This is a genomic window from Pseudomonas sp. MAFF 730105 (genome assembly GCF_055380705.1).
In genome coordinates this window covers 881,818-905,952 of the sequence record NZ_AP018438.1, presented here as the reverse complement: position 1 = coordinate 905,952, position 24,135 = coordinate 881,818, and the positions used below count along the sequence as shown (strand labels likewise).

Below are 24,135 nucleotides of genomic sequence, written 5' to 3'. Positions count from 1 at the left end.
ACGTCACCCCGCTTTTTTCACTGAATTATTCTGCGCGCTTTTAGTGGACACACTAAAGCTGTAGCTTACAGAAAAAGGCTTTTTTGGTCCACCGCTAATGAGCCTTAAAGGCAGGGGAATGCGACAGGGTGTCGCGAAGCGGTGTAAAACGGGGCGCAGTATAACCTGAACCCCGCCTTCATGGGCATCAACGCAGGTCGAGTACGTCCTGCATATCGTACAAACCAGGCTCGCGGCCATCCAGCCACAGCGCGGCTCGGACGGCACCCTTGGCGAACGTCATCCGACTGGAAGCCTTGTGGGTGATCTCCAGGCGCTCGCCCTCGGTGGCGAACAGCACCGTGTGATCCCCCACCACATCACCACCGCGTACCGTGGCAAAACCAATGGTTTCCCGCTCACGGGCGCCGGTATGCCCCTCGCGCCCGTACACGGCCACGGCCTGCAGGTCGCGCCCCAACGCATCGGCAATCACTTCACCCATGCGCAAGGCGGTTCCCGAAGGCGCGTCGATCTTGTGCCGGTGATGCGCCTCGATGATCTCGATATCAGCGTCATCCCCCAGGACCCGGGCAGTCAGGTCGAGCAACTTCAGCGACAGGTTTACACCGACGCTGAAGTTCGCCGCGAACACGATCGGAATATCCTTGCCTGCATCGGCCAGCAACTGCTTCTGGGCAGCGTCCAACCCAGTGGTACCGATGACCATGGCCTTGCCGTGCTTGCGGCAGATGGCAAGGTTTTTCAGCATCACTTCCGGCAATGTGAAATCGATCAGGACATCGAACTCGTCGAGCACTTTTTCCAGGCCACCGGACATCGGCACACCGATGCGTCCCAGCGACGCCAGCTCACCTGCATCGGCACCGACCAACGTGCTGTCAGGCCGAACGATGGCAGCCGTCAGACCGGAGAGCGGCGAGCGCTGCTGCACCGCCTCCACCAACGCCTTGCCCATGCGCCCAGCGGCGCCCATCACAGCTATACGTCGCATGCGACCTCCTTACAGATCGCCGAAGAAGCGCTTCACGCCTTCGAACCAACCGGTGGTTTTCGGAGAGTGACTGTTGTCGTCCGCCAGCGAACTGCGGAACTCTTCCAGCAATTCGCGCTGGCGCCGACTCAGGTTGACCGGCGTCTCGACCGCAACGCGGCACATCAGGTCGCCCGCACCGCCACCGCGCACAGGCGCAACGCCCTTGCCACGGATCCGGAACTGCTTGCCGGTCTGCGTGCCCTCGGGGATTTTCAGCTTCACGCGACCGTCGAGCGTTGGAATCTCGAGTTCGCCACCCAGCGCAGCATCGACGAAACCGATCGGCACTTCGCAGAACAGGTGCTTGCCGTCACGCTGGAAGATCGAGTGCTCGCGTACATTGATGACTACGTACAGGTCGCCGGTCGGGCCGCCCTGGGCACCCGCCTCGCCTTCGCCGGACAGGCGAATGCGGTCACCGGTATCGACGCCAGCCGGCACTTTCACCGACAGGGTCTTGTATTCCTCGACGCGCCCTTCGCCGTGACAGGAATCGCACGGATCGGAAATGATCTTGCCCTGGCCATGGCAACGCGGGCAGGTCTGCTGCACCGAGAAGAAGCCCTGCTGCATGCGAACCTGACCGATACCGCCGCAGGTCGGGCAAGTGACAGGCGAGGAGCCCTTCTTGGCACCCGAACCATCGCACGGCTTGCAATTGACCAGCGTCGGCACGCGGATATTGACGGTCGTACCACGCACCGCCTCTTCCAGGTTCAACTCCAGCGTGTAGCGCAAGTCGCTGCCACGCTGGGCACCACCACGGGCACCGCCGCGACCGCCACCGAAGAAATCGCTGAACACGTCGCCGAAGATGTCGGAGAAGTTCTGGCCGCCAAAACCGGCACCGCCGCCGCCCATGCTCGGATCGACACCGGCATGCCCGTATTGGTCATAAGCCGCGCGCTTGCTGGAATCGGACAGTACTTCGTAAGCCTCGTTGGCTTCCTTGAACATTTCTTCCGACGCTTTATCGCCGGGATTACGGTCCGGGTGGTGCTTCATCGCCAGGCGACGATAGGCCTTTTTCAGATCCGCCTCGCTCGCCCCCCGCTCGACACCCAATACTTCGTAGAAATCACGCTTTGCCATTAGTCTTTGCACTCTTATAGGACGTCCGGCAAAGCTCTCCTGAGCCTCGCCCAACTCGTTGAGCCCCTACAGGCCCGGACCCAACCACGTCGATTCAGCGATCCTGGTCTCAGGCTTTACGAAAAGCAGGAGCTTTCCCGATCACGCCATCAGCACCCGAACGTTGTCGCATGCTGTAAAAATTCATGGGTTCCAGACACGCCAACGCGGGAGCAAGCTCCCGCGCGGCGACATCCTACCAGCCACCGCACAAACGCAGTCAACCGGCCGACCAACAAGCGATTACTTGTGGTCTTTCACTTCTTCGAACTCAGCGTCGACGACGTCGTCGGCTTTTTCGGCCGATTCGCCTTGCTGCGCGGCGCCTTCAGCTGGCTGAGCCTGTTCGGCATACATTTTCTGGGCCACTGGCACGGAGACCTTGGACAGCTCTTCGATCTTCGCTTCGATGGCAGCCTTGTCGTCGCCTTTGACGGCGGCTTCCAGGGCAACCACGGCCGCTTCGATGGCAGTCTTCTCTTCAGCGGTCACTTTTTCGCCAGCATCGGCGATCATCTTGCGAGTCGAGTGCACCAGGGCATCGCCCTGGTTGCGGGCACTGGCCAGCTCTTCGAACTTGCGGTCTTCCTCGGCATTGACTTCAGCATCGCGAACCATCTGCTGAATTTCTTCCTCGGACAGGCCGGAGTTGGCCTTGATCACGATCGACTGGGTCTTGCCGGTGGCCTTGTCTTTCGCGCCGACGTGCAGGATGCCGTTGGCGTCGATGTCGAAGGTCACTTCGATTTGCGGAACGCCACGTGGCGCTGGCGGAATCTCGGCCAGGTCGAACTTGCCCAGGGACTTGTTCTGGGCAGCCTGCTTGCGCTCGCCTTGCAGGACGTGGATGGTCACGGCGCCCTGGTTGTCGTCGGCGGTCGAGAACACCTGGGATTTCTTGGTAGGAATCGTGGTGTTCTTCTCGATCAGCGCGGTCATCACGCCACCCATGGTTTCGATACCCAGGGTCAGCGGGCTGACGTCGAGCAGCAGAACGTCCTTCACATCACCGGCCAGAACCGCGCCCTGGATGGCAGCACCCATGGCAACGGCTTCGTCCGGGTTCACGTCCTTACGTGCTTCTTTACCGAAGAAATCGGTCACCAGCTTCTGCACCAGCGGCATACGGGTCTGACCGCCCACCAGGATCACGTCGTTGATCGAGCCAACGTCGATACCGGCGTCTTTCATCGCGATGCGGCAAGGTTCGATGGTGCGCTGAACCAGGTCTTCCACCAGCGCTTCGAGCTTGGCGCGGGAAATTTTTACGTTCAGGTGCTTAGGACCGGTGGCGTCTGCAGTGATGTACGGCAGGTTCACATCGGTCGACTGGCTCGAGGACAGTTCGATCTTGGCTTTTTCAGCGGCTTCTTTCAGGCGCTGCATGGCCAGCGGGTCACCCTTGAGGTTCATGCCGCTTTCTTTCTTGAACTCGTCGACGAGGTAGTCGATCAGGCGAATGTCGAAGTCTTCACCACCGAGGAACGTGTCACCGTTGGTAGCCAATACTTCGAACTGGTGCTCGCCATCGACTTCAGCGATTTCGATCACGGACACGTCGAAGGTACCGCCACCCAGGTCATAAACGATCACGGTGTGATCGCCCTTGGCCTTGTCCATGCCATAGGCCAGAGCTGCCGCGGTAGGTTCGTTGATGATGCGTTTTACGTCCAGGCCCGCGATGCGGCCGGCGTCTTTGGTCGCCTGGCGCTGGCTGTCGTTGAAATAGGCAGGAACGGTAATAACGGCTTCAGTCACCGCTTCGCCGAGGTAATCTTCGGCGGTTTTCTTCATTTTCTTCAGGATTTCAGCCGAGATCTGTGGCGGCGCCATTTTCTGGCCGTTCACTTCAACCCAGGCGTCGCCATTGTCAGCCTTGGCGATTTTGTAAGGCACCATCTTGATGTCTTTCTGAACGACTTCTTCGTCGAACTTACGACCGATCAGACGCTTCACCGCATACAGGGTGTTATGCGGATTGGTCACTGCCTGACGCTTGGCCGATTGGCCAACCAGAATTTCGCCATCGTTGGCGTACGCGATGATCGACGGCGTGGTACGTGCGCCTTCGGCGTTTTCAATGACTTTGGCCTTGCCGTTTTCCAGCACGGAGACGCACGAGTTGGTGGTCCCCAGGTCGATACCGATAATCTTGCCCATGTTAACTCTCCCGGAACTTGGATTTTGTTGCCGCGGCAGTGGTGGTTAACCGCGGTAGCACTTAAACGCTTGACTTCTTAGATGGGGCCGCTGCGCCCGATTTCAAGCCTGCTCGTCAATAGAAGGTGAAACCGGTGCTGGCGCCTTGCTGACCACGACCATGGCCGGGCGCAACAGACGGCCATTGAGCAGGTAACCTTTCTGGAAAACCTTCAAAACGCTGTTTGGCTCGACGTCGGCACTTTCCTGCATCGCCATGGCCTGGTGGTGCTCGGCGTTGAAGGGTTCACCGTGAGGATCGAGGGCTTCGAGCTGATAGCGCTTGAGGGTGTCCTGGAACATTTTCAGGGTCAGCTCGATGCCTTCGCGCATCGGACGAATGTTCTCGTCGTCCGGATTGGACAGCTCCAGGCCGCGCTCCAGGCTGTCGATGATCGGCAGCAGGTCGCCGGCGAAGCGCTCCAGAGCAAATTTGTGAGCCTTTTCCACATCCTGCTCGGCGCGACGGCGGACGTTCTGCAGGTCGGCTGCTACGCGCAACGCCTGATCCTGCGCACCGGCCAGTTGCTCCTCGAGCACTTGTACACGGGCCGCCAGATCGCCACCCGAATCCTGGGAGGTCTGATTGGCCTCTTGGTTTTGCGTATCCTGCGTCTGTTCGTCAGCCATAGTTTTCTCCTCTCAACTTCGTCCGCGAGCTCTACTCGCGCTTCTGCCCCCGTATATGGGGCCGGGTTTTCCAGCTTCAAGGGGTGTTCGACGAATTGACCTTACAAAAAGCAATTGCATATCTATTACCTGCCGCGCTAAGAAATTCGCTTCCCCAAGCAAATCGAGCTAAGCGAAGGCATTGTCAGCCCGAAACAAAACACTGTATAAATAACCAGACCTAACGCCTGGGAGCGGCCTTATGCTGGTGCACCTGTCCGTACACAACTACGCCATCGTCGAACACCTCGACCTCGAACTTGACCGAGGCATGAGCGTGATTACCGGTGAGACCGGTGCCGGCAAGTCGATCATGCTCGACGCCCTGGGCCTGACACTGGGTGATCGCGCCGACAGCGGCGTGGTACGCCCCGGAGCAGACAAGGCCGACATCCTGGCGACCTTCGACCTGGTCGATATCCCCGAAGCCAGCGCCTGGCTGGCCGAGCGCGACCTGGATACCGATGGCCTGTGCATCCTGCGCCGGGTCATCACCGCCGAAGGCCGCTCCCGAGGCTACATCAACGGCACTCCCTGCCCCCTGGGTGACCTCAAGGCTCTCGGGGAATTGCTGATCGACATCCACAGCCAGCACGAACACCAATCCCTGCTCAAGACCGACACCCATCGTCGCCTGCTCGATGAATATGCCGGGGCCACCGACCTGGCCCGCCAGGTCCAACTGGCAGCCCAACGCTGGCGCCAGACCCGGCAGGAGCTGGACCGACTCTCCAACTCCGGCGACGAACAGCGTGCCCGCCACCAACTGCTGAGCTACCAACTCGAAGAGCTGGAGAACCTGGCACTGGGAGAAAACGAGCTGGAAGAACTGGAGCAGGAGCACAAGAACCTGACCAATGCCGAAACCCTGCTGGGCATCTGCCGACAAGTCGTCGAGCAATGCAGCGAAAGCGACTCGGGCAATGTGCTCAATGCGCTGACGGCGAGCCTGAACAGACTCTCCAGCGTGAACAACTCCGTCGGCGCCCTGAGCGAAGCAACCAACCTGCTGACCAGCGCACAGATCCAGGTCGAAGAAGCCGTGGGGGAACTCAACCGGTTCCTCGATCATTTCGACGCCGACCCGGCGCGCCTGCAATACCTGGAAGAGCGCCTGGACACTATCTATACGCTGGCCCGCAAACACCGCGTCCAGCCCACCGATGTCATCGAGCTGCAGCAACGCCTGCTGGAAGAGCTGGAAACCCTGAATGCCAATGACGAGTCCATCGAACGCCTGGGGGATGAACTGGCCTCCTATGCCCGTCATTACCAGGAGAAGGCCAAGGAACTCAGCGAGCTGCGCCGCATAGCCGCCACCGGACTGGCCAGCGCCGTGGAGCAGGAAATCCAGCGCCTGGGCATGCCAGGGGGGCGCTTCACTATAGAACTGCGCCCCAACGCAGGGGACGAACTTCAGCCTAACGGACTGGAGCAGGTGGAGCTGCTGGTCAGCGCCAACCCTGGACAACCCCTCAAGGCGTTGGCGAAAGTTGCATCCGGGGGCGAGTTGTCACGAATCAGCCTGGCCATCCAGGTCATCACCGCACAAACCTCACGCGTGCCGACGCTGGTATTCGACGAAGTGGACGTGGGTATTGGCGGGCCGACCGCAGAAATTGTCGGTCAGTTGCTACGCAGGCTGGGGGAGCGCGGCCAAGTGCTGACGGTCACTCACCTGCCTCAGGTCGCCGCACAAGGACATCAACATCTATTTGTCCACAAGGTGCGTGGCGAGGACGCCACCCGTACCGCAGTGTCCAAGCTCAGCAAGAGCGAGCGCGTTGAAGAAGTGGCAAGGATGCTGGGAGGGATCGATCTCACCAAGGAATCCCTGGCCCACGCGAAAAAAATGGTCGTCGCGGCGAAATCCTGAAGAAGCCGGGACGATCCCCCAAATGAAAGAAGGCGACCCTGAGGTCGCCTTCTTTCATTTCCTACGCTTACTTCCTCTTGCGTACATGCAAGACGAGATGGTGATCGATCAGCTCGAAGCCATACTCTTCAGCAATTGCTTTCTGCAGCTTTTCGATTTCAGGACTGATGAACTCGATAACCTCACGGGTTTCCACATCCACCATGTGGTCGTGGTGTTCCCCATCCGCCAATTCGAAGACCGCATGGCCGCCATCGAAATTATGGCGAGCCACGAGGCCGGCAGCCTCGAATTGGGTCAAAACACGGTAAACCGTGGCCAGACCGACGTCCTCGCCTGCTTCCATGAGGGCCTTGTAGACGTCTTCGGCACTCATGTGCCGCTGCTCGGCGGAGTCGAGCATTTGCAGAATCTTGACCCGTGGCAGTGTCACCTTGAGGCCGGCTTTGCGTAGTTCGCTATTTTCAACCATGGTCAGCTTTCTCGCGATGCTGCTTCGCAGCTACTCTTAATGCGGGTATGATCGGCGTTTACGTTGTCCCAGCCAAGATAGTGGAAGTCGCCCACCGATGCAAAACACCAAGCTCTTGCTAACCAGTTTCACCTTCGTGGGACTGCTCGCACTCGCCGGTTGTTCATTCCCCGGGGTTTACAAAATCGACATCCAGCAGGGCAATGTCGTGACGCAGGACATGATAGACCAGTTACGCCCGGGAATGACCCGCCGGCAAGTACGGTTTATCATGGGTAATCCCCTGCTGACCGACACGTTCCACGCCGATCGCTGGGATTATCTCTACAGCTTGCAGCCTGGCGGCGGTGAACGCCAGCAGGAACGCATCAGCGTTATCTTCAATGCCAACGATCAACTCGTCAGCCTGTCAGGCGATTTCATGCCTGGCGTGAGTCGCGACGAGGCCATCATGGGCAAGGACAGTGGCACGACGGTCACACCGGCCGAGAACGGCGAGAAGGCGAAACCGGAAAAACCGGTCAAGCCAGGTTCGTTGCTGGACCAGATCCAGAAGGATGTGGACAGCGTCGAAACCGTCCCCGTCCCGACGCCAGAACCACTGGACACGACGCCGCAATAAATTGCGACATGAAAAAACCCGGCATGCCGGGTTTTTTATTGCCTGCAATCCAAGCCCGATTATTGATCCGGCTTGCGTGCCTGAGCAGCCTTGGCCGCGCGCAGACGACGAATTTCCTTCGGATCCGCCAGCAACGGCCGGTAGATCTCAAGCCGATCGCCCGCTTGAACTGCCTGGCGCTCTGGATCGGCAATCACCTTGCTGAAAATCCCCACCGGACAAGTGGCCAGGTCGAGCTCTGGAAACTCATCGGCAATGCCCGAGGCCGCCAGCGCAGCGCGAACCGTCGTGCCTTGCGGCACCGTAAACTTTCGCAAGACCTGCCGCTGGACAGCGGCATAGACCACTTCTATCTCAATCAACGTTTGAGCTCTGCATGTTGTTTGGCGCGCTGACAGAACGCATCGACCAGGGTATTGGCCGCCTGATTGAACAACGGCCCCAGCGTGGCCCGAACCAGCGGGCCTGCGTAGTCGAACGACAGATCCAGGCTGATCTTGCAGGCTTTCTCACCCAGCGGCTTGAACACCCAAACACCGTGGAGCTGATTGAAAGGCCCCTCTTCCAGGTTCATTTCGATGGATTGACCCGGCACCAGGGTATTGCGCGTCACGAAATGCTGGCTCAGCCCGCCCTTGGCGACGCCCAGGCTGGCACGCATATGGGTCTCGGAGCTCTCGAGCACCTCGGCGGACGAGCACCAGGGCAGGAACTGCGGATAACTCGCCACATCGTTGACCAGGTCGTACAGCACCTGCGCCGGATAGGGCAGCAAGGCCGAGCGTTGAATATGTGTCGTCATGTAAGCGTCACTTCCACAGCTGGGCGGCAAACACCACGAGGATGCCGATCGGCGCCACGTAGCGCATCAGGAACAGACTCAAGGCGAACAATACAGGGCTGCGCAGCGACAACTCATCGCGTACGGCTTCACGCCCCATGATCCACCCTGCAAATACCACGAAACACAAACCACCCAGTGGCAGCATGATCCGTGATGTAAAGAAATCAATCACGCCGAAGAAATCCAGTCCTCCGGTTGCTCCCCATTGGTAGAGGCGGAACAGGCCGTCTTCGTTCACGAAAAACTTCGCCTGCTTCCATATATTGAAGGAAAACACCGTCCCCAGCCCCACGAACCAGCAGGTGAAAGCCAGCCAGAACGTCACCCAGGCGCGACTGATCCGGGTCCGTTCAACCAGGTAAGCCACCATGGGCTCCAACAGGGAAATCGCCGAGCTCCAGGCCGCGATGGCGACCAGGACGAAAAATATCACGCCCATCACCTGACCGAACGCCATGTTGCCAAAGGCAAAGGGCAAGCTGACAAACATCAAGCCTGGGCCCTCACTGGGGTTCAGGCCCGCGGCGAACACAATTGGGAACAACGCCATACCTGCCATCAGCGACACGAAGGTATCCAGCAGCGCGACACCGACGACGGTCCTGGTGAGAGAGGCGTTCTTGGGCATGTAGGCGCCATAGATCATGATCGAGCCGACCCCGACGCTCAGGGAGAAAAACGCATGCCCCATGGCTGGCAGCAGGCCGCCCAGGACTTTCTCCGGCTTGAAGTCGAACATGAAGTGCAGGCCTTCCATGAAATGCCCGGTGGTCATGCTGTAGCCCAGCAGCACCAGGATCATCACGAACAGCAGCGGCATCATGATTCGCAGGCTGCGCTCGAGCCCCGCGACCACGCCCTTGGCGATCACCACGGCGGAAAGCAACATGAAGACGGTGTGCCAGAGCGTCAATCTCCAGGGATCCGAGATGACACCGCCGAAGTAGGCGCCCACCTGATCGGGTGCCACGCCTTGAAAGTCGCCGCGCCCCATGTCGATGATGTAATCCAGCGACCAACCGCCGACCACGCTGTAGAACGACAGGATCAGCAGCGCCGTGATCATCCCGGCGAAGGCTCCCCACGACCACTTGGGCGAGTGCCCCGCTTCCACGGCCAGCACCTTCAAGGCATTGGCCGGGCTTTGCCGGGCGCGGCGACCGATCAAGGTCTCGGCCAGCATCACCGGCGCGCCGATGAGTGCTATGCATGCCAGGAACATCAATACGAAGGCACCGCCACCGTAGACGCCGACCATGTAGGGGAATTTCCATATACTACCCAGTCCCACGGCCGAGCCGGTCGCAGCGAGTATGAAGACCCAGCGGCTAGCCCAACTGCCGTGGACAGAAACCTTGTCTGTCGACATCGTGATCACGCCCAAGCGTTCAAAAAAGAGGCCGCATTGTCCGGGATTCATTCAACGTGCTCAAGCATGCTGCTTCACCGTAGCCGACACGCACGCAACTGCCTATAATGCCGCCCCTATGGCTAAACAGAAGAAACACCCCACAGGGACCATCGCGCAAAATAAAAAGGCGCGACACGATTACTTCATCGAACAGCGTTTCGAGGCTGGCATGGTCCTGGCCGGCTGGGAAGTAAAGAGCCTGCGTGCAGGCAAGGCGCAACTGGTCGACAGCTACGTGCTGCTCAAGGATGGCGAAGCCTGGCTGCTGGGCAGCCATATCACGCCACTGACCACCGCCAGTACCCACGTGATTGCCGACCCGGTGCGCTCGCGCAAGCTGCTGCTCAACAAGCGTGAACTGGAAAAACTCTTCGCTGCCGTACAGCAGAAGGGCTACGCCTGTGTCTGTACCTCGCTGTACTGGAGCAAGCACCTGATCAAGTGCGAAATTGCGCTGGGCAAGGGCAAGAAGGAATACGACAAGCGCGATACCGAGCGTGAGCGCGATGCCGGTCGCGAACTGCAGCGCGCAGTGCGCAACAAGGGCAAGGAAGAGTAAGCCCGCGCACAATCCAATGTGGGAGCGAGCCTGCTCGCGATAGCGGTGGGTCAGTCGACATCGAAGTTGACCGACCCACCGCTATCGCGAGCAGGCTCGCTCCCACAGGTTGCCGAAACCTGGCTGGCTACATCCCCTTGCGCCGCTCCGCCCGCGCCACCCGCTGCACTTCCTGACGCACTTCTTCCAACACTTCCTGCACATACAAGATATGTCGGCTGGACACTTCCCGCGCCTGCTCGGCGTGTCCGTCCATGATTGCCTGGTACAGCTCCCGATGCTGGCTGATCAGCATGTCGCGGGTTTCGCTGCGCTGCTTGTACATGCCACCGATGTTGGTCACCACATTGCGCTTGAGCAGGTCGAACAGCCCACGGATGGTATGCAGCAGGACCGCGTTATGACTGGCCTCGGCAATCGCCAGGTGGAACCGGGCATCCGCCGCGCCCTCTTCCGCCCGGCTCACTTCATCGTGGCGGGCATAGCAATCCTGCAACTCATCGAACGCCGCCGTCAGCCGCTCGCGATCCACTTCCGTGGCCCGCAACGCCGCGTAATAGGCACAGGATGCTTCCAGCGTGTGGCGGAACTCCAACAAGTCACGCTGCGCTTCGGGATTGCTTTCCAATAGCTGCAACAGCGGATCGCTGAATGTCGAGCCCAACGACTCCACTACATAGTTACCACCGCCCTGACGACTGACCAGCAAGCCTTTGGCCGTCAGCTTCTGGATCGCCTCGCGCAGCGAGGGACGTGAAACGCCGAACTGTTCGGCCAGGGTCCGTTCGGCCGGCAGCCGCTCACCAGACTTCAGCGTGCCCTCAAGGATCATTCCTTCAAGCCGCTCGACAATATCGTCAGACAAACGGCGCTGACGAATCTGATCAAACCCCATAACTCGACTCTCCACGATCCCGACCGCTCGCCGGGCTCTCTATTCTGGCCCATCCGGGCCCTGCCTACATCCACCAGAAGCCATTTAGGCAAACAGATCAGATGGGATCTGCCGCACTTATTCGACGAAAGTTTCAGGGCGGCAAATTGACACATGACAACCAAGGCTTTTACCCTAGCCGACAGCGCTTGTAAATTGGTATTACCAATTAACCAAAACCGCTGACCAGTGCCTGACCAACAACAATTAGGGGCTCACCCACCATGCAAACCTGGCAACAGCTTTACAGCCCGCTCGGCAGTCTCGGCTTGTCCGCACTTGCGGCCGTCATTCCCATCGTATTTTTCTTCCTGGCCCTGGCGGTGTTTCGCCTCAAGGGGCATGTGGCGGGAAGCATCACCCTGGCCCTGGCGATTGCCGTGGCGATCTTTGCCTTCAACATGCCGGCCGACATGGCCTTCGCCGCCGCCGGCTACGGTTTTGCCTATGGCCTGTGGCCCATCGCCTGGATCATCGTCGCCGCCGTCTTCCTCTACAAATTGACGGTCAAGAGCGGCCAGTTCGAGGTCATCCGCAGCTCGGTGCTGTCGATCACCGATGACCAGCGCCTGCAAGTGCTGTTGATTGGGTTTTGCTTCGGCGCCTTCCTGGAAGGTGCAGCCGGCTTCGGTGCACCGGTGGCGATTACTGCCGCGCTGCTGGTGGGCCTGGGCTTCAACCCGCTGTATGCCGCCGGCCTGTGCCTGATCGCCAACACCGCGCCCGTGGCGTTCGGCGCCCTGGGCATTCCGATTATCGTGGCCGGCCAGGTCACCGGGATCGACGCTGTCAAGATCGGCGCCATGACCGGACGCCAGCTGCCATTACTGTCGCTGTTCGTGCCGTTCTGGCTGGTGTTCATGATGGATGGCCTGCGCGGCGTGCGGGAGACCTGGCCGGCGGCATTGGTGGCGGGCCTGAGCTTCGCCGTCACCCAGTACTTCACCTCCAACTTCATCGGTCCGGAACTGCCGGACATCACCTCGGCCCTCGCCAGCCTGATCTCGCTGACGCTGTTCCTGAAAGTCTGGCAGCCCAAACGCAGCGCAGGCGCGCAGATTGCCGGCGCCACTTCCGGCACAACGGTGACCGCAAGCGTCGGCGGTTTCGGCCAACCGCGCAGCACCGTGGCTTCGCCCTACAGCCTGGGAGAAATCATCAAGGCCTGGTCGCCGTTCCTGATCCTTACCGTACTGGTCACGATCTGGACCTTGAAACCCTTCAAGGCGATGTTCGCCGCCGGCGGCTCGATGTACGCCTGGGTATTCAACTTCGCCATCCCGCACCTGGATCAGATGGTGATCAAGGTCGCCCCCATCGTGGTCAACCCCACCGCCATTCCGGCCGTATTCAAGCTTGATCCGATTTCTGCCACCGGCACGGCGATTTTCTTCTCAGCGCTGATCTCGATGCTGGTGCTGAAGATCAACCCAAAAACTGGTCTTACCACTTTCAAGGAAACCCTTTTCGAACTGCGCTGGCCCATCCTGTCGATCGGCATGGTGCTGGCCTTCGCCTTCGTCACCAACTACTCGGGCATGTCGTCGACCATGGCCCTGGTGCTGGCCGGCACGGGCGCGGCATTTCCGTTCTTCTCGCCCTTCCTGGGTTGGCTGGGGGTGTTCCTGACCGGCTCCGATACCTCCTCCAACGCCCTGTTCAGCTCGCTGCAAGCCACCACCGCACACCAGATCGGCGTCAACGACACGCTGCTGGTGGCGGCCAATACCAGTGGCGGCGTGACCGGCAAGATGATTTCGCCGCAATCAATCGCAGTGGCCTGCGCAGCCACCGGGCTGGTGGGCAAAGAGTCGGACCTGTTCCGTTTTACCCTGAAACACAGCCTATTCTTTGCAACGATCGTCGGCTTGATCACGTTGGCCCAGGCCTACTGGTTCACCGGCATGCTGGTGCACTGAGTCCTACAAGCTGTATGGAAAAACCGACGCCGGAACCCTTCGGCGTCCGCTATCGATAACCGGGTCTGCAAGGCTGCTGAAAGATTTGATCTCTATATTCAGCAGCCTCAGCGGACGGATAACCGGGACCACCCGGAGACACGCCTGATGAGCGAGCTTTTTTACAACGCCGTGCCGAACGCGACCCGTGTCGCCCCGCCACAGCCCGAGCCTCGGCAATACCCCAGCGAAAAACCGCAACGGGTCTACCTGTTCGGCACCTGCGTGGTGGACCTGTTCTATCCCGAAGCCGGAATGGACGCGATTCATCTTCTGGAGCGCGAAGGGATCCGGGTGGAGTATCCGCAAGGGCAAACCTGTTGCGGGCAACCGGCGTACACCTCGGGCTATACCGAGCAGGCCCGGACGGTGGCGCGGGCGCAACTGGCGTTGTTCGCCGAAGACTATCCGGTGGTGGTGCCCTCGGGTTCCTGCGCCGGCATGCTGCGCGAGCATTACGCCGACCTGTTCAAGGACGAGCCCGAAACGCTCAAGCAGATCCAGGCCCTGGCTGCCCGGACCTACGAACTGGCCGAGTTCCTGTTGTTCGTCTGCAAGGTGCAGCTCGAGGACAGCGGCACACCGGTGAAGATTGCGCTGCACACGTCCTGCTCGGCACGGCGTGAAATGAATACCCACCTGCACGGCCGCGCGCTGTTGGCGCAGCTACGCAATGTGGAGCGGGTCGAACACAGCCACGAAAGCGAATGCTGCGGCTTTGGTGGGACATTCAGCGTGCGCATGCCGGATATTTCCGGCGCGATGGTGGCCGACAAGACCCGGGCGTTGAAGGAATCCGGCGCACACAAGGTCATCAGTGCCGACTGCGGCTGCCTGATGAATATCAACGGCGCACTGGAAAAACAGCAGGAGGCGTTGCGCGGTCAGCACCTGGCGAGCTTCCTCTGGCAGCGTACCGGAGGTGCCGCATGAGCACGCCGACGCTGATCCCTGCCGTTGAATTGCAGGAAGATTTTCGCGCCCGCGCCCACAAGGCCCTGGGCGACACGCAATTGCGAAACAACTTTCGCAGTGCGATGGATTCACTGATGACCAAGCGGGCAACGTCCTTCAGCGATGCCCACGAAAGAGAACACCTGCGGGTGCTGGGCAATGCCGTCCGCGCCCGTGCGTTATCGAAGCTGCCCGACCTGCTCGAGCGGCTTGAAAGCAACCTGACCCGCAACGGTGTGACTGTGCACTGGGCGGAAACGGTGGACGAGGCCAACGGCATCGTCCTCTCGATCATCCGCGCTCACGAGGCGCGGCAAGTGATCAAGGGCAAATCGATGGTCAGCGAAGAGATGGAGATGAACCATTTCCTCGAGGCTCGGGACATTGAATGTCTCGAATCCGACATGGGGGAATACATCGTCCAGCTCGACCACGAGAAGCCTTCACACATCATTATGCCGGCGATCCACAAGAATGCCGGTCAGGTCGCGTCCTTGTTCCACGACAAACTCGGCGTGGAGTACACCAAGGACGTCGACCAACTCATTCAGATCGGTCGCAAGGTCTTGCGGCAGAAATTCTTCGAGGCCGACATCGGCGTGTCGGGCGTCAATTTCGCCGTCGCCGAGACCGGCACCCTGCTGCTGGTGGAAAACGAAGGCAACGGACGGATGTCCACCACCGTGCCACCGGTGCACATCGCCGTGACCGGCATCGAGAAAGTGGTGGAGAACCTGCGCGATGTCGTGCCGCTGCTCTCGCTGCTGACCCGCTCGGCCCTCGGCCAGCCGATCACCACCTACGTCAACATGATCTCCGGCCCGCGCAAGGCCGACGAACTGGACGGCCCCCAGGAAGTGCACCTGGTGCTGCTGGACAACGGTCGCAGCCAGGCCTTTGCCGACAGCGAATTGCGCCAGACCCTGAACTGCATCCGCTGCGGCGCCTGTATGAATCATTGCCCGGTCTACACCCGAATCGGCGGTCACGCCTACGGCGAGGTTTACCCCGGACCTATCGGAAAAATCATCACGCCGCACATGGTCGGCCTTGCCAAAGTGCCAGACCACCCGAGCGCCTCCTCACTGTGTGGCGCCTGCGGTGAAGTGTGCCCGGTAAAGATTCCGATTCCAGCCTTGCTGCGGCGCCTACGGGAAGAAAACGTCAAGGCACCGGACAGTCCGAATCAAGTGATGCGTGGCCAGGGCAGCAAGTATTCGCCCAAGGAACGCTTCATCTGGAATGCCTGGACCTGGCTCAACAGTTCGCCACGGCTGTATAGGCTGTTCGGCTTTCTGGCCACGCGCCTGCGTGCCCTGACGCCGAGCAACGTCGGCCCCTGGACCCAGAACCACAGCGCCCCGAAACCCGCCGCCCGCTCGTTGCATGACCTGGCCCGCGACCACCTGAAAGCCCAGGGAGACCGCCGATGAGCGCTCGGGACAATATTCTCGCCAAGCTGCGCAAAAGCCTGACCGGCACAACGCCAGTTGCCGACCATTTCGATGTCGACCTGGTCACCCAAACCTATCGCTACGCGCCCGAAGAGCGCATCCCGCAGTTGCGCAAGCTGATGGAAGCGGTGCACACCGAAATCCACCTGACGTCGGGCGAAGGCTGGACGACGCTGCTGGCGCAGTTGCTGCGCGACCGGCAGCTGCCGAGCCTGCTGATCGCCCCAACCACCACTCATGGGAAAAAAATCACACAGTTCTGGGCGAATAATCCGGACCTGCCGCCTCTCAAGGCCTACGACCGGCCGGTCGAGGAATGGAAAGCCGAACTGTTCAACGACACCCCCGCCAGCCTGACCGGAACCCTGGGTGCAATCGCCGCGACCGGCAGCCTGATCCTGTGGCCGACGCGAGAAGAACCGCGGCTGATGAGCCTCGTACCGCCAGTACATTTCGCCCTGCTCAAGGCCAGCGAGATCCGCGATAACTTCTATGAAGTGCAGCAGGAATTCGAATGGGCCCAAGGCATGCCCACCAACGCCCTGCTGGTGTCAGGTCCCTCGAAAACCGCCGACATCGAACAAGTCCTCGCCTATGGCGCCCACGGTCCCAAGGATCTGGTGGTATTGATTCTGGAGGACCAATGAGCCTTCCAGCCTCTTTCCTACATGACGTACAGCAACTGATCCCACAAAAGCGCCGTTTCGACGATCCCCTGTCGACCCTGGCCTTCGGCACCGACGCCAGTTTCTATCGGCTGATTCCGAAACTGGTGGTACGGGTCGAAAGCGAAGAAGAGGTGGTCGCCCTGCTGAAACTGGCCCAGCGCGACCACGTTCCCGTCACCTTCCGCGCGGCCGGCACCAGCCTGTCGGGGCAAGCCATCAGCGACTCGGTGCTGATTGTGCTGGGAGACAACTGGAACGGCCGCGAGATTCGCCAACAGGGCACGCAGATCCGTTTGCAGCCGGGCGTGATCGGTGCCCAGGCCAATGCCTGGCTGGCACCGTTCGGACGCAAGATCGGCCCGGATCCGGCGTCGATCAACGCCTGCAAGATCGGCGGCATCGTCGCCAACAACGCCAGCGGCATGTGCTGCGGCACGGCGCAGAACACCTATCACACCCTGGCCGGCATCCGCCTGGTACTGGCCGATGGCACCCGCCTCGACACCGAAGACGACGCCAGCGTGGCCGCGTTCCGAGCCAGTCACGGCGAACTGCTTGAGCGGCTGGCGTCTCTCGGACGCGAGACCCGCGCCAATACCGAACTGGCCGCCCGAATTCGCCACAAATACCGTCTGAAAAATACCACCGGCCTGTCACTCAACGCCCTGGTGGATTTCGACGAGCCTGTGGATATCTTGAGCCACTTGCTGGTGGGGTCCGAAGGCACCCTCGGTTTCATCAGCGCGGTGACCTACAACACAGTAATCGACCATCCGAACAAAGCCTCGGCACTGATCGTGTTCCCGGACGTGGAAACCTGCTGCAACGCCGTCACCGTGCTGAAAAGCCAACCGGTATCGGCCGTAGAGCTGCTGGACCGTCGCAGTCTGCGCTCCGTCCAGGACAAGCCAGGCATGCCGGATTTCGTCCAACACCTGTCGATAAATGCCTGCGCCCTGCTGATCGAATCCCGCGCCGCGTCCTCGTCTTTGCTGCAAGAACAACTGGCGCGGATCATGGCCTCGCTGGCCGGCTTCCCGGTGGAAAAGCAGGTCGACTTTACCGAAGACCCAAAGGAAAACGCCCGACTCTGGGCCATCCGCAAGGACACCTTTCCGGCGGTGGGCGCGGTGCGTAAAACCGGGACCACGGTCATCATCGAAGACGTGACCTTCCCGGTAGAACAGCTGGCAGTGGGCGTGAACCGCCTGATCGAGCTGTTCGACAAACATCATTACGACGAAGCGATCCTTTTCGGACACGCCCTGGAAGGCAATCTGCACTTTGTCTTCACCCAAGGCTTCAACAACCCTGAAGAAGTCGCACGTTACCAAGCGTTCATGGATGACGTGGCGCAGTTGGTCGCGGTGGAATTCGGCGGTTCGCTGAAGGCCGAGCACGGCACAGGACGCAACATGGCGCCCTTCGTCGAATTGGAATGGGGCAGTGACGCCTACCAATTGATGTGGCAACTCAAACGCCTGCTCGATCCCAATGGCATCCTCAATCCGGATGTGGTGCTCAGCGAAGACCCACAGATCCACCTCAAGCACCTCAAACCCCTGCCCGCCGCCGACGAGATCGTCGACAAATGCATCGAATGCGGTTTCTGCGAACCGGTGTGCCCGTCCAAGGACCTGACCTTGAGCCCGCGCCAGCGCATTGTGATCTGGCGGGACATCCAGGCGAAAAAGCGCGCGGGCATCGACACGTCCGAGCTGGAAACGGCCTATCAATATCAAGGCATCGACACCTGCGCCGCGACCGGGCTGTGCGCCCAACGCTGCCCGGTAGGCATCAATACCGGCGACCTGGTGAAAAAGCTCCGCGGCCGTACCGCAACGCGTACGAAAACCGCCGACTGGCTCGCGAGCAACTTCGCCCTGGCCCTGCAAGGAGCGCGCTTTACCCTGCACGTTGCCAACGGCGCGCGCATGCTGCTGGGGGCACCACGGCTGGCACGCTGGTCAACCGGGCTGAACCGCTTGTCCAAGGGCCAGGTGCCGCAATGGACCCCCGCCATGCCACAGCCGGAAAACCCCATCCGCTTCAGCCCGGCCGTCTCGGACGAACGCCCGAGAGTGGTGTACCTGGCGGCCTGCGTGTCGCGCGTCATGGGCCCTGCGACAGGAGATAAAGAGCAGGTTTCGCTGTACGAAAAAACCCGACAGCTACTGGAAAAAGCCGGTTATCAGGTCGTCTTTCCCGACAACGTCGACAGCCTTTGCTGCGGCCAACCCTTCGCCTCAAAAGGTTATGCCGAACAAGCCGAGCACAAACGCCAGGAACTGATCGGCGCACTGCTGAACGCCAGCCGCGGCGGCCTCGACCCCATCTACTGCGACACCAGCCCGTGCACATTGCGGCTAGTCCAAGACCTTGGCGACGTGCGCCTGGACCTGTACGACCCCGTACGTTTCATTCGCACGCATCTGATCGAGCGCCTGGCGTTCAACCCTCAGGATGAGCCGATTGCCGTGCATGTCACGTGCAGTACCCAGCACCTTGGCGAAAGTCAGGCGCTGATCGATCTGGTACGTAAATGCAGTAAGCACGTGGTCATTCCCGAAGGCATTCATTGCTGCGGTTTCGCCGGGGACAAGGGTTTTACCACGCCTGAACTCAACGCCCACTCGCTGCGTACCCTCAAGGACGCGGTTCAATACTGCACCGAGGGTATCTCCACCAGCCGCACCTGTGAGATTGGTCTGACACAACATGGCGCAATCGACTACCACGGCCTGGTGTACCTGGTAGACCGCGTCACCCAGGCCAAACCCGCCAGCGGTGAAGGGCTTTCTACAGGGCTCGACGAAAAATCGAATTCCTGCGCTTCGCTGTAGTCACTTGAATAGGCCCGGCTCTGTCGGGCCCTACGACAACGACTCGGCCTGTCCGTGACCGGCAGCACCGAGACCACACGTTCAAGGAGATACACATGAAGCACACCGCATTTGCTGGCTTGTTCATTTCCGCTGCACTGTTGGCCTCTCCGGTGTTTGCAGCGGATAACGACCTGTGCACCGCCAAGCTTCAGGAGCTGCAGGATAAAGTCACCACGTTGCCGGCAACCTCTGAAAGCACCGCCGTAGACATCAAGCAGCAGCTAGCGGACGCCAAAGCGGCCCAGGCTGCCGGCGATGAAAAGAAATGCGTCACCGAAGCCACCCAAGCGCTGTCTGACGTGGATAAACTTCGTAACGAACCGAAGCAGTAATCACAGCCAGGCCAACCTCCGGGTTGGCCTCAGCCACGTATTGGCGTACACTGCACATGCCTGTCGCTCCAACAGCTTCACCGAGTGACAGGTTCGGGGCCGTTTAGGATTCGACGCCGGTTGCGAAACTTTAGGTGCATGCCGAGTTGGTAACAGAACTCGTAAATCCACTGTTGCAACTTCCTATAGTTGCCAATGACGAAACCTACGGGGAATACGCTCTCGCTGCGTAAGCAGCCTTAGCCCTTCCCTTCTGGTACCTTCGGGTCCAGCAATCATCAGGGGATGTCTGTAAACCCAAAGTGATTGTCATATAGAACAGAATCGCCGTGCAGTACGTTGTGGACGAAGCGGCTAAAACTTACACAACTCGCCCAAAGCACCCTGCCCGTCGGGTCGCTGAGGGTTAACTTAATAGACACGGCTACGCATGTAGTACCGACAGCGGAGTACTGGCGGACGGGGGTTCAAATCCCCCGGCTCCACCATTTCATCATCTAAAGACGTCCACGGACGTCTTTTTTTGTGCCTGCGATCCAGTAAATACGCGGCCTCCAGCACTTTTGTAGTCTTTTTGGAGTTTCTGAGTTCCAGCCATTCAGGTATTCCAGACGGTGTTCCAGCTCAACCGGCGCTTATCTTTGGAATACCGAATCAGTGCTTGAGGACAATCTCATGCCTGCTCAAAACCCCCGCCTCTCCGATCGACAGCTCAAGGGAGTCAAACCCGCGTCCAAGGATTACGTCCTCACTGACGGTGACGGTTTGCAGCTCCGAGTACGCAGCAACGGCTCGTTGCTGTGGAATTTCAACTACCGCGAACCGGTGACCAAGAAGCGCATCAACATCGGCTTCGGAACCTATCCCGAACTGTCACTGGCGAACGCACGAAAGAAGGCAGTCGAAGCGCGCGAGCTGCTCGCCCAAGGCATCGATCCGAAGGTGCAGCGCAATACGTTGAATGAAGCCAAGCGCGCAGAAACGGAATACACCTTCGAGAACGTGGCCACCGCGTGGTTCGAGCTCAAGAAAGACTCGGTCACCCCGGCCTATGCCGAGGACATCTGGCGGTCGCTCACGCTGCACGTGTTCCCCGATTTGAAGACGACATCCCTGGCGAAGATCACCGCGCCGATGGTGATCGCATTGCTTCGTCCAATCGAAGCGAAAGGCAGCTTGGAGACGGTCAAGCGTCTTAGCCAGCGGCTAAACGAGATCATGACCTACGACGTCAACTCCGGCTTAATCTTCGCCAACCCGCTCAGCGGTATCAGGGCAGTATTCAAGAAGCCCAAGAAAGAAAACATGGCAGCGCTTCCGCCCGAAGAGCTCCCGGAGCTCATGCTGGAGATCGCGAACGCCAGCATCAAACGCACGACCCGCGGCCTGATCGAATGGCAGTTGCATACCATGACTCGCCCGGCAGAAGCGGCGACCACTCGCTGGGCAGACATCGACTTTGAAAGGCGTGTCTGGACCATACCACCAGAGCGGATGAAGAAGCGCCTCCCACACAGCATCCCGTTGAGTGATCACGCTGTCGCATTGCTGGAATCACTGAAGACTCACAGCGGCCATCGCGAATACGTCTTCCCGGCCGATAGAAATCCACGCACCCACGCCAATAGCCAGACCGCCAACATGGCGTTGAAATGCATGGTTTTTCAGGATCGCTTGGTCAGCCACGGCATGCGCTCGATGGCCAGTACCATCTTGAATGAACATGGGTGGGACCCGGAACTCATTGAGGTCGCCCTGGCGCATGTCGACAAGGATGAGGTGCGCAGCGCCTACAACCGCGCCAACTACATCGAGCGTCGACGCCCGATGATGGCCTGGTGGAGTGAGTACATCCAGAAAGCCGCCACCGGCAGCCTGCTCGCCTCAGCATATGGCCAAGTCAGAGACAAGAACGTGGTGCCGATCCGCTAGCGCTGTACACGCGCAAGAACTGCAGCAACGACTGAACGTTCAAGATTCGGGGCAAGCAGCCTCGCTTATCCGCTTTTAAGCACGGGTCCTTCCAAACAGGGCTGCAAAGCCGCCCTGTTTGGAAGGACCTCACTTTGAAAAGCTAAAAGCCAAAACGATGTCCAGGATTTACCACGGAATTCCACCGGTGGATAACCGTTCTTCAAGTCCAAAGTGGCGCTGAATTTCGAACCTTGACCGTGTTTATCCACAAGCGTAGAACTGGCCGTGCAAGCGCTGTCGATGACAGCAACCCAGGTGACCCGAACCTTGAAGGTCACGCCGCTCTCGCGGTGGTTCCCCCAAATGGCGAATAGCATCCGGCAGCTCGCCCGGTCACCTCCCCAGTGATGGATGCCTACTTCACATCTTGGCCCTTGTGCGCCAGACAACACCTCCTACTTCGCTGCCCTGCAGCAACCTATCCGCTTGGCCGAATCTTGCGCCAACCTGCGCCCGTCTCTTTCTCCTGGAAAGAGACGGGCGCTTCTAGCACTGCTGCAGCCCTCATCGCATTTGGCTTTGCGGCAACTCCACTCGTGACAATCGGCGTGACAAACGCCGATGTCACCAGCAACAGCCATGTAGATGATGGTGCCGCAGACCAAGGAATGGACTGCACCTGACTGACAGTCAGGCATGCCCCGGTCATCGCATTGCTGCGTTCACCCGGCTCAGGATCTTCAGGCGCTGGTTTAGTCAGCCAGCGCTGCCTCCACCCGCCCACCGGCAACGGTGTTAAGGAGGCTAGATCATGAGATGCCCTTGCTCCCGGTCGTAAGGAGCCGCCAGTCCCGCGAAGAGGATATTCCCCACAGGTCGCAGGGGCCTTGATCCCTGATAACACTCAGCATTCTTGGCGGGATGACGTGGGGCGAGGATCGGAGAACGGCAAATGAGGTGGCCGATATGGCATTGGTGGGTAGACGGGATGGTCGCAATTTCGACTACGGCAGACAGTTGAGCTACGCAGGGCCGCAAGCGCTGAAAGACATGTTCGGCGGAGGCCACTACGGCACGGTCAGAGCGCACAGTGATCGGTGGCAGGCATTCGTGAAGTGGTGCCGCTCCGAACAGGGGCCTGGCATTAATGATGCGCGGCAGATTGATCGAAAGGTGTTGGCCGACTATGCGGCGTATCTGAGCGACGTGGTTAGGCGCGGTGAGCTCGCTGTCAGCACCGCACAAAACCGGCTATCCAGCTTAACAGGACCATGGCGGCGCTTCGCGGTGATCAGTACGTGAAGTTACCAAGTCCGAGCAAGGCGTTGGGTATGCAGCGCACTGGGATTCGCCAGTCGGTGCCGCAGGGCCAAGACCGCGAACAGGTGAAGCAGATCGTCGATGCGCTTTGCCGCCATCATCAGCTACGAGCCGCCGCGATCATTCTGTTGGCGCGAACCACCGGTATGCGCTTGCGTGAGGCCATCTTGGCTGACCTGCCGCGGCTAAGTCGTGAAGCTAAAGACTTCGGAAAGATCAATATCCAGGACGGCACCAAAGGTGGCCGTGCCGGAGCCTCGGCGCCACGATGGATTGCAGTGGACGACCATGTTCGCGAGGCACTTGGGCTTGCGCGACAAGTGTCGCCAGCGAGAAGCAGCAACATGATTGTGCCGCACGAAAGCTACTTGAAGTTTCTACAAGAAATCATCCGCCCTGCGCGAGACATCCTGCATGCACTCAACCTCAAAGGCTTCCATGAGCTACGAGCGGCGTACGCATGTGAGCGCTATGAGCAAATTACCCGGCATCGCGCGCCTATCAACGGCGGTAAGTGTTGCCAGGTAGATAGGAACCTTGATCGTGAGGCCCGGAGGCAAATCAGCTATGAGCTGGGGCACGGGCGGATCGACGTGGTCGCTGCCTACATTGGAGAGCGCGCATGAGCAAGTCATTCGACATGGAGTTGTTCTTGTCTGCGGTGTTGACGGGCTCACACGCAACTCGACAACGCCATGTACGACAGGCGAAAATCATCCAGGCTGAGATTGCAGAACGCTGGCAGCGAGAAACACCTTGGACTTGGCAGCGGAAGCATGTGATTTGGTTCCTCGAAAAGCGTCTAGCCCGACGTAGCAATGCAACGCGGTATTACTATCTCCTAACCCTGCGACTGCTCGCTCGTCGCTTAGAAAAATCATGGGTATGAATATAGTA

The 24,135-nt window shown here is 59.7% G+C and carries 20 protein-coding genes, 1 other RNA gene and 1 pseudogene; 13 read left to right on the top strand and 9 right to left on the bottom strand.

Features of this window, described 5'->3' with window-relative positions; translation table 11 throughout:
* Positions 1-187: 187 nt before the first annotated feature.
* The 4 genes from dapB to grpE form a co-directional block, all read right to left on the bottom strand.
* On the bottom strand, positions 188-994 hold the full coding sequence (gene dapB, locus PCOSP_RS03850; RefSeq protein ID WP_139648195.1) for a 4-hydroxy-tetrahydrodipicolinate reductase: 807 nt from the start codon (positions 992-994) through the stop codon (positions 188-190).
* A gap of 9 nt (positions 995-1,003) precedes the next feature.
* Entirely contained in the window at positions 1,004-2,128 is a 1,125-nt protein-coding gene (gene dnaJ / locus PCOSP_RS03845; RefSeq protein WP_041025002.1) for a molecular chaperone DnaJ, read from the bottom strand.
* 282 nt (positions 2,129-2,410) lie between these two features.
* Positions 2,411-4,327 carry a molecular chaperone DnaK gene (dnaK, locus tag PCOSP_RS03840; protein WP_464710384.1) on the bottom strand — a complete coding sequence of 639 codons (1,917 nt, stop codon included), beginning with the start codon at positions 4,325-4,327 and terminating at the stop codon, positions 2,411-2,413.
* Between the two features lie 102 nt (positions 4,328-4,429).
* Positions 4,430-4,996, bottom strand: coding sequence for a nucleotide exchange factor GrpE (gene grpE / locus PCOSP_RS03835; protein WP_024779959.1), 567 nt, complete (start codon positions 4,994-4,996; stop codon positions 4,430-4,432).
* A gap of 241 nt (positions 4,997-5,237) precedes the next feature.
* On the opposite strand from grpE, the gene recN reads away from it, so the two are divergent.
* On the top strand, positions 5,238-6,911 hold the full coding sequence (gene recN, locus PCOSP_RS03830; RefSeq protein WP_139648191.1) for a DNA repair protein RecN: 1,674 nt from the start codon (positions 5,238-5,240) through the stop codon (positions 6,909-6,911).
* A gap of 67 nt (positions 6,912-6,978) precedes the next feature.
* Here the strand turns inward: recN and fur are convergent, their stop codons facing one another.
* Positions 6,979-7,383: a ferric iron uptake transcriptional regulator gene (gene fur, locus PCOSP_RS03825; RefSeq protein ID WP_024779961.1), complete on the bottom strand. Its 405-nt coding sequence runs from the start codon at positions 7,381-7,383 to the stop codon at positions 6,979-6,981.
* A 97-nt stretch (positions 7,384-7,480) separates the two neighbouring features.
* On the opposite strand from fur, the gene PCOSP_RS03820 reads away from it, so the two are divergent.
* A complete protein-coding gene (locus PCOSP_RS03820; RefSeq protein ID WP_041025007.1) occupies positions 7,481-8,005 on the top strand; it encodes an outer membrane protein assembly factor BamE in 525 nt (174 codons plus the stop codon).
* 59 nt (positions 8,006-8,064) lie between these two features.
* Here PCOSP_RS03820 and PCOSP_RS03815 read toward each other — a convergent pair whose 3' ends face one another.
* The 3 genes from PCOSP_RS03815 to PCOSP_RS03805 are packed head-to-tail and all read right to left on the bottom strand — an operon-like array spanning position 8,065 to position 10,218.
* On the bottom strand, positions 8,065-8,367 hold the full coding sequence (locus PCOSP_RS03815) for an RnfH family protein (protein ID WP_464710383.1): 303 nt from the start codon (positions 8,365-8,367) through the stop codon (positions 8,065-8,067).
* Positions 8,364-8,807, bottom strand: coding sequence for a type II toxin-antitoxin system RatA family toxin (locus PCOSP_RS03810; RefSeq protein WP_464710382.1), 444 nt, complete (start codon positions 8,805-8,807; stop codon positions 8,364-8,366). The genes PCOSP_RS03815 and PCOSP_RS03810 overlap by 4 nt, the downstream gene beginning before the upstream one ends.
* Positions 8,808-8,814: 7 nt before the next feature.
* Positions 8,815-10,218, bottom strand: a complete 1,404-nt coding sequence (locus PCOSP_RS03805; protein ID WP_464710380.1) for a sodium-dependent transporter — start codon at positions 10,216-10,218, stop codon at positions 8,815-8,817.
* Between the two features lie 118 nt (positions 10,219-10,336).
* On the opposite strand from PCOSP_RS03805, the gene smpB reads away from it, so the two are divergent.
* On the top strand, positions 10,337-10,819 hold the full coding sequence (gene smpB, locus PCOSP_RS03800; RefSeq protein WP_024779966.1) for an SsrA-binding protein SmpB: 483 nt from the start codon (positions 10,337-10,339) through the stop codon (positions 10,817-10,819).
* Between the two features lie 127 nt (positions 10,820-10,946).
* Here the strand turns inward: smpB and PCOSP_RS03795 are convergent, their stop codons facing one another.
* Positions 10,947-11,714, bottom strand: coding sequence for an FCD domain-containing protein (locus tag PCOSP_RS03795; protein WP_139648183.1), 768 nt, complete (start codon positions 11,712-11,714; stop codon positions 10,947-10,949).
* A 263-nt stretch (positions 11,715-11,977) separates the two neighbouring features.
* Between PCOSP_RS03795 and PCOSP_RS03790 the strand changes: the two genes are divergently transcribed.
* The 10 genes and pseudogenes from PCOSP_RS03790 to PCOSP_RS03745 all read left to right on the top strand — a co-directional run bounded on the left by PCOSP_RS03790 (position 11,978) and on the right by PCOSP_RS03745 (position 24,127).
* On the top strand, positions 11,978-13,672 hold the full coding sequence (locus PCOSP_RS03790) for a lactate permease LctP family transporter (RefSeq protein WP_175385918.1): 1,695 nt from the start codon (positions 11,978-11,980) through the stop codon (positions 13,670-13,672).
* A gap of 147 nt (positions 13,673-13,819) precedes the next feature.
* Positions 13,820-14,644, top strand: coding sequence for a (Fe-S)-binding protein (locus PCOSP_RS03785; RefSeq protein WP_464710379.1), 825 nt, complete (start codon positions 13,820-13,822; stop codon positions 14,642-14,644).
* Positions 14,641-16,098 (top strand): LutB/LldF family L-lactate oxidation iron-sulfur protein, encoded by a 1,458-nt coding sequence (locus PCOSP_RS03780; protein ID WP_464710377.1) that lies wholly within the window; start codon positions 14,641-14,643, stop codon positions 16,096-16,098. The genes PCOSP_RS03785 and PCOSP_RS03780 overlap by 4 nt, the downstream gene beginning before the upstream one ends.
* Positions 16,095-16,766, top strand: a complete 672-nt coding sequence (locus PCOSP_RS03775; protein ID WP_464710376.1) for a LutC/YkgG family protein — start codon at positions 16,095-16,097, stop codon at positions 16,764-16,766. The genes PCOSP_RS03780 and PCOSP_RS03775 overlap by 4 nt, the downstream gene beginning before the upstream one ends.
* Positions 16,763-19,630: an FAD-binding and (Fe-S)-binding domain-containing protein gene (locus tag PCOSP_RS03770; RefSeq protein WP_464710374.1), complete on the top strand. Its 2,868-nt coding sequence runs from the start codon at positions 16,763-16,765 to the stop codon at positions 19,628-19,630. Before PCOSP_RS03775 ends, PCOSP_RS03770 begins: the two co-directional genes overlap by 4 nt.
* 95 nt (positions 19,631-19,725) lie before the next feature.
* Positions 19,726-20,004, top strand: a complete 279-nt coding sequence (locus PCOSP_RS03765; RefSeq protein ID WP_464710373.1) for a hypothetical protein — start codon at positions 19,726-19,728, stop codon at positions 20,002-20,004.
* A gap of 95 nt (positions 20,005-20,099) precedes the next feature.
* Positions 20,100-20,492: a transfer-messenger RNA gene (gene ssrA, locus PCOSP_RS03760) on the top strand.
* Positions 20,493-20,679: 187 nt separating this feature from the next.
* Complete coding sequence (locus PCOSP_RS03755) at positions 20,680-21,936, top strand: integrase domain-containing protein (protein WP_464710371.1); 1,257 nt, start codon at positions 20,680-20,682, stop codon at positions 21,934-21,936.
* A 948-nt stretch (positions 21,937-22,884) separates the two neighbouring features.
* Positions 22,885-23,864 (top strand): annotated as a pseudogene (locus tag PCOSP_RS03750) (integrase domain-containing protein).
* Positions 23,861-24,127, top strand: a complete 267-nt coding sequence (locus tag PCOSP_RS03745; RefSeq protein WP_103308917.1) for a hypothetical protein — start codon at positions 23,861-23,863, stop codon at positions 24,125-24,127. The pseudogene PCOSP_RS03750 and the gene PCOSP_RS03745 overlap by 4 nt, the downstream one beginning before the upstream one ends.
* Positions 24,128-24,135: the final 8 nt, after the last annotated feature.

Excerpts from the sequence above, each read along its gene's own strand:
- PCOSP_RS03765 (WP_464710373.1), top strand. The coding sequence starts at position 19,726 with ATGAAGCACACCGCATTTGCTGGCTTGTTCATTTCCGCTGCACTGTTG.
- recN (WP_139648191.1), top strand. The coding sequence starts at position 5,238 with ATGCTGGTGCACCTGTCCGTACACAACTACGCCATCGTCGAACACCTC.
- dapB (WP_139648195.1), bottom strand. The coding sequence starts at position 994 with ATGCGACGTATAGCTGTGATGGGCGCCGCTGGGCGCATGGGCAAGGCG.
- fur (WP_024779961.1), bottom strand. The coding sequence starts at position 7,383 with ATGGTTGAAAATAGCGAACTACGCAAAGCCGGCCTCAAGGTGACACTG.
- PCOSP_RS03790 (WP_175385918.1), top strand. The coding sequence starts at position 11,978 with ATGCAAACCTGGCAACAGCTTTACAGCCCGCTCGGCAGTCTCGGCTTG.
- smpB (WP_024779966.1), top strand. The coding sequence starts at position 10,337 with ATGGCTAAACAGAAGAAACACCCCACAGGGACCATCGCGCAAAATAAA.
- PCOSP_RS03780 (WP_464710377.1), top strand. The coding sequence starts at position 14,641 with ATGAGCACGCCGACGCTGATCCCTGCCGTTGAATTGCAGGAAGATTTT.
- PCOSP_RS03770 (WP_464710374.1), top strand. The coding sequence starts at position 16,763 with ATGAGCCTTCCAGCCTCTTTCCTACATGACGTACAGCAACTGATCCCA.
- PCOSP_RS03745 (WP_103308917.1), top strand. The coding sequence starts at position 23,861 with ATGAGCAAGTCATTCGACATGGAGTTGTTCTTGTCTGCGGTGTTGACG.
- PCOSP_RS03820 (WP_041025007.1), top strand. The coding sequence starts at position 7,481 with ATGCAAAACACCAAGCTCTTGCTAACCAGTTTCACCTTCGTGGGACTG.
- PCOSP_RS03785 (WP_464710379.1), top strand. The coding sequence starts at position 13,820 with ATGAGCGAGCTTTTTTACAACGCCGTGCCGAACGCGACCCGTGTCGCC.
- PCOSP_RS03755 (WP_464710371.1), top strand. The coding sequence starts at position 20,680 with ATGCCTGCTCAAAACCCCCGCCTCTCCGATCGACAGCTCAAGGGAGTC.
- PCOSP_RS03810 (WP_464710382.1), bottom strand. The coding sequence starts at position 8,807 with ATGACGACACATATTCAACGCTCGGCCTTGCTGCCCTATCCGGCGCAG.
- PCOSP_RS03805 (WP_464710380.1), bottom strand. The coding sequence starts at position 10,218 with ATGTCGACAGACAAGGTTTCTGTCCACGGCAGTTGGGCTAGCCGCTGG.
- grpE (WP_024779959.1), bottom strand. The coding sequence starts at position 4,996 with ATGGCTGACGAACAGACGCAGGATACGCAAAACCAAGAGGCCAATCAG.
- PCOSP_RS03775 (WP_464710376.1), top strand. The coding sequence starts at position 16,095 with ATGAGCGCTCGGGACAATATTCTCGCCAAGCTGCGCAAAAGCCTGACC.
- dnaK (WP_464710384.1), bottom strand. The coding sequence starts at position 4,327 with ATGGGCAAGATTATCGGTATCGACCTGGGGACCACCAACTCGTGCGTC.
- dnaJ (WP_041025002.1), bottom strand. The coding sequence starts at position 2,128 with ATGGCAAAGCGTGATTTCTACGAAGTATTGGGTGTCGAGCGGGGGGCG.
- PCOSP_RS03795 (WP_139648183.1), bottom strand. The coding sequence starts at position 11,714 with ATGGGGTTTGATCAGATTCGTCAGCGCCGTTTGTCTGACGATATTGTC.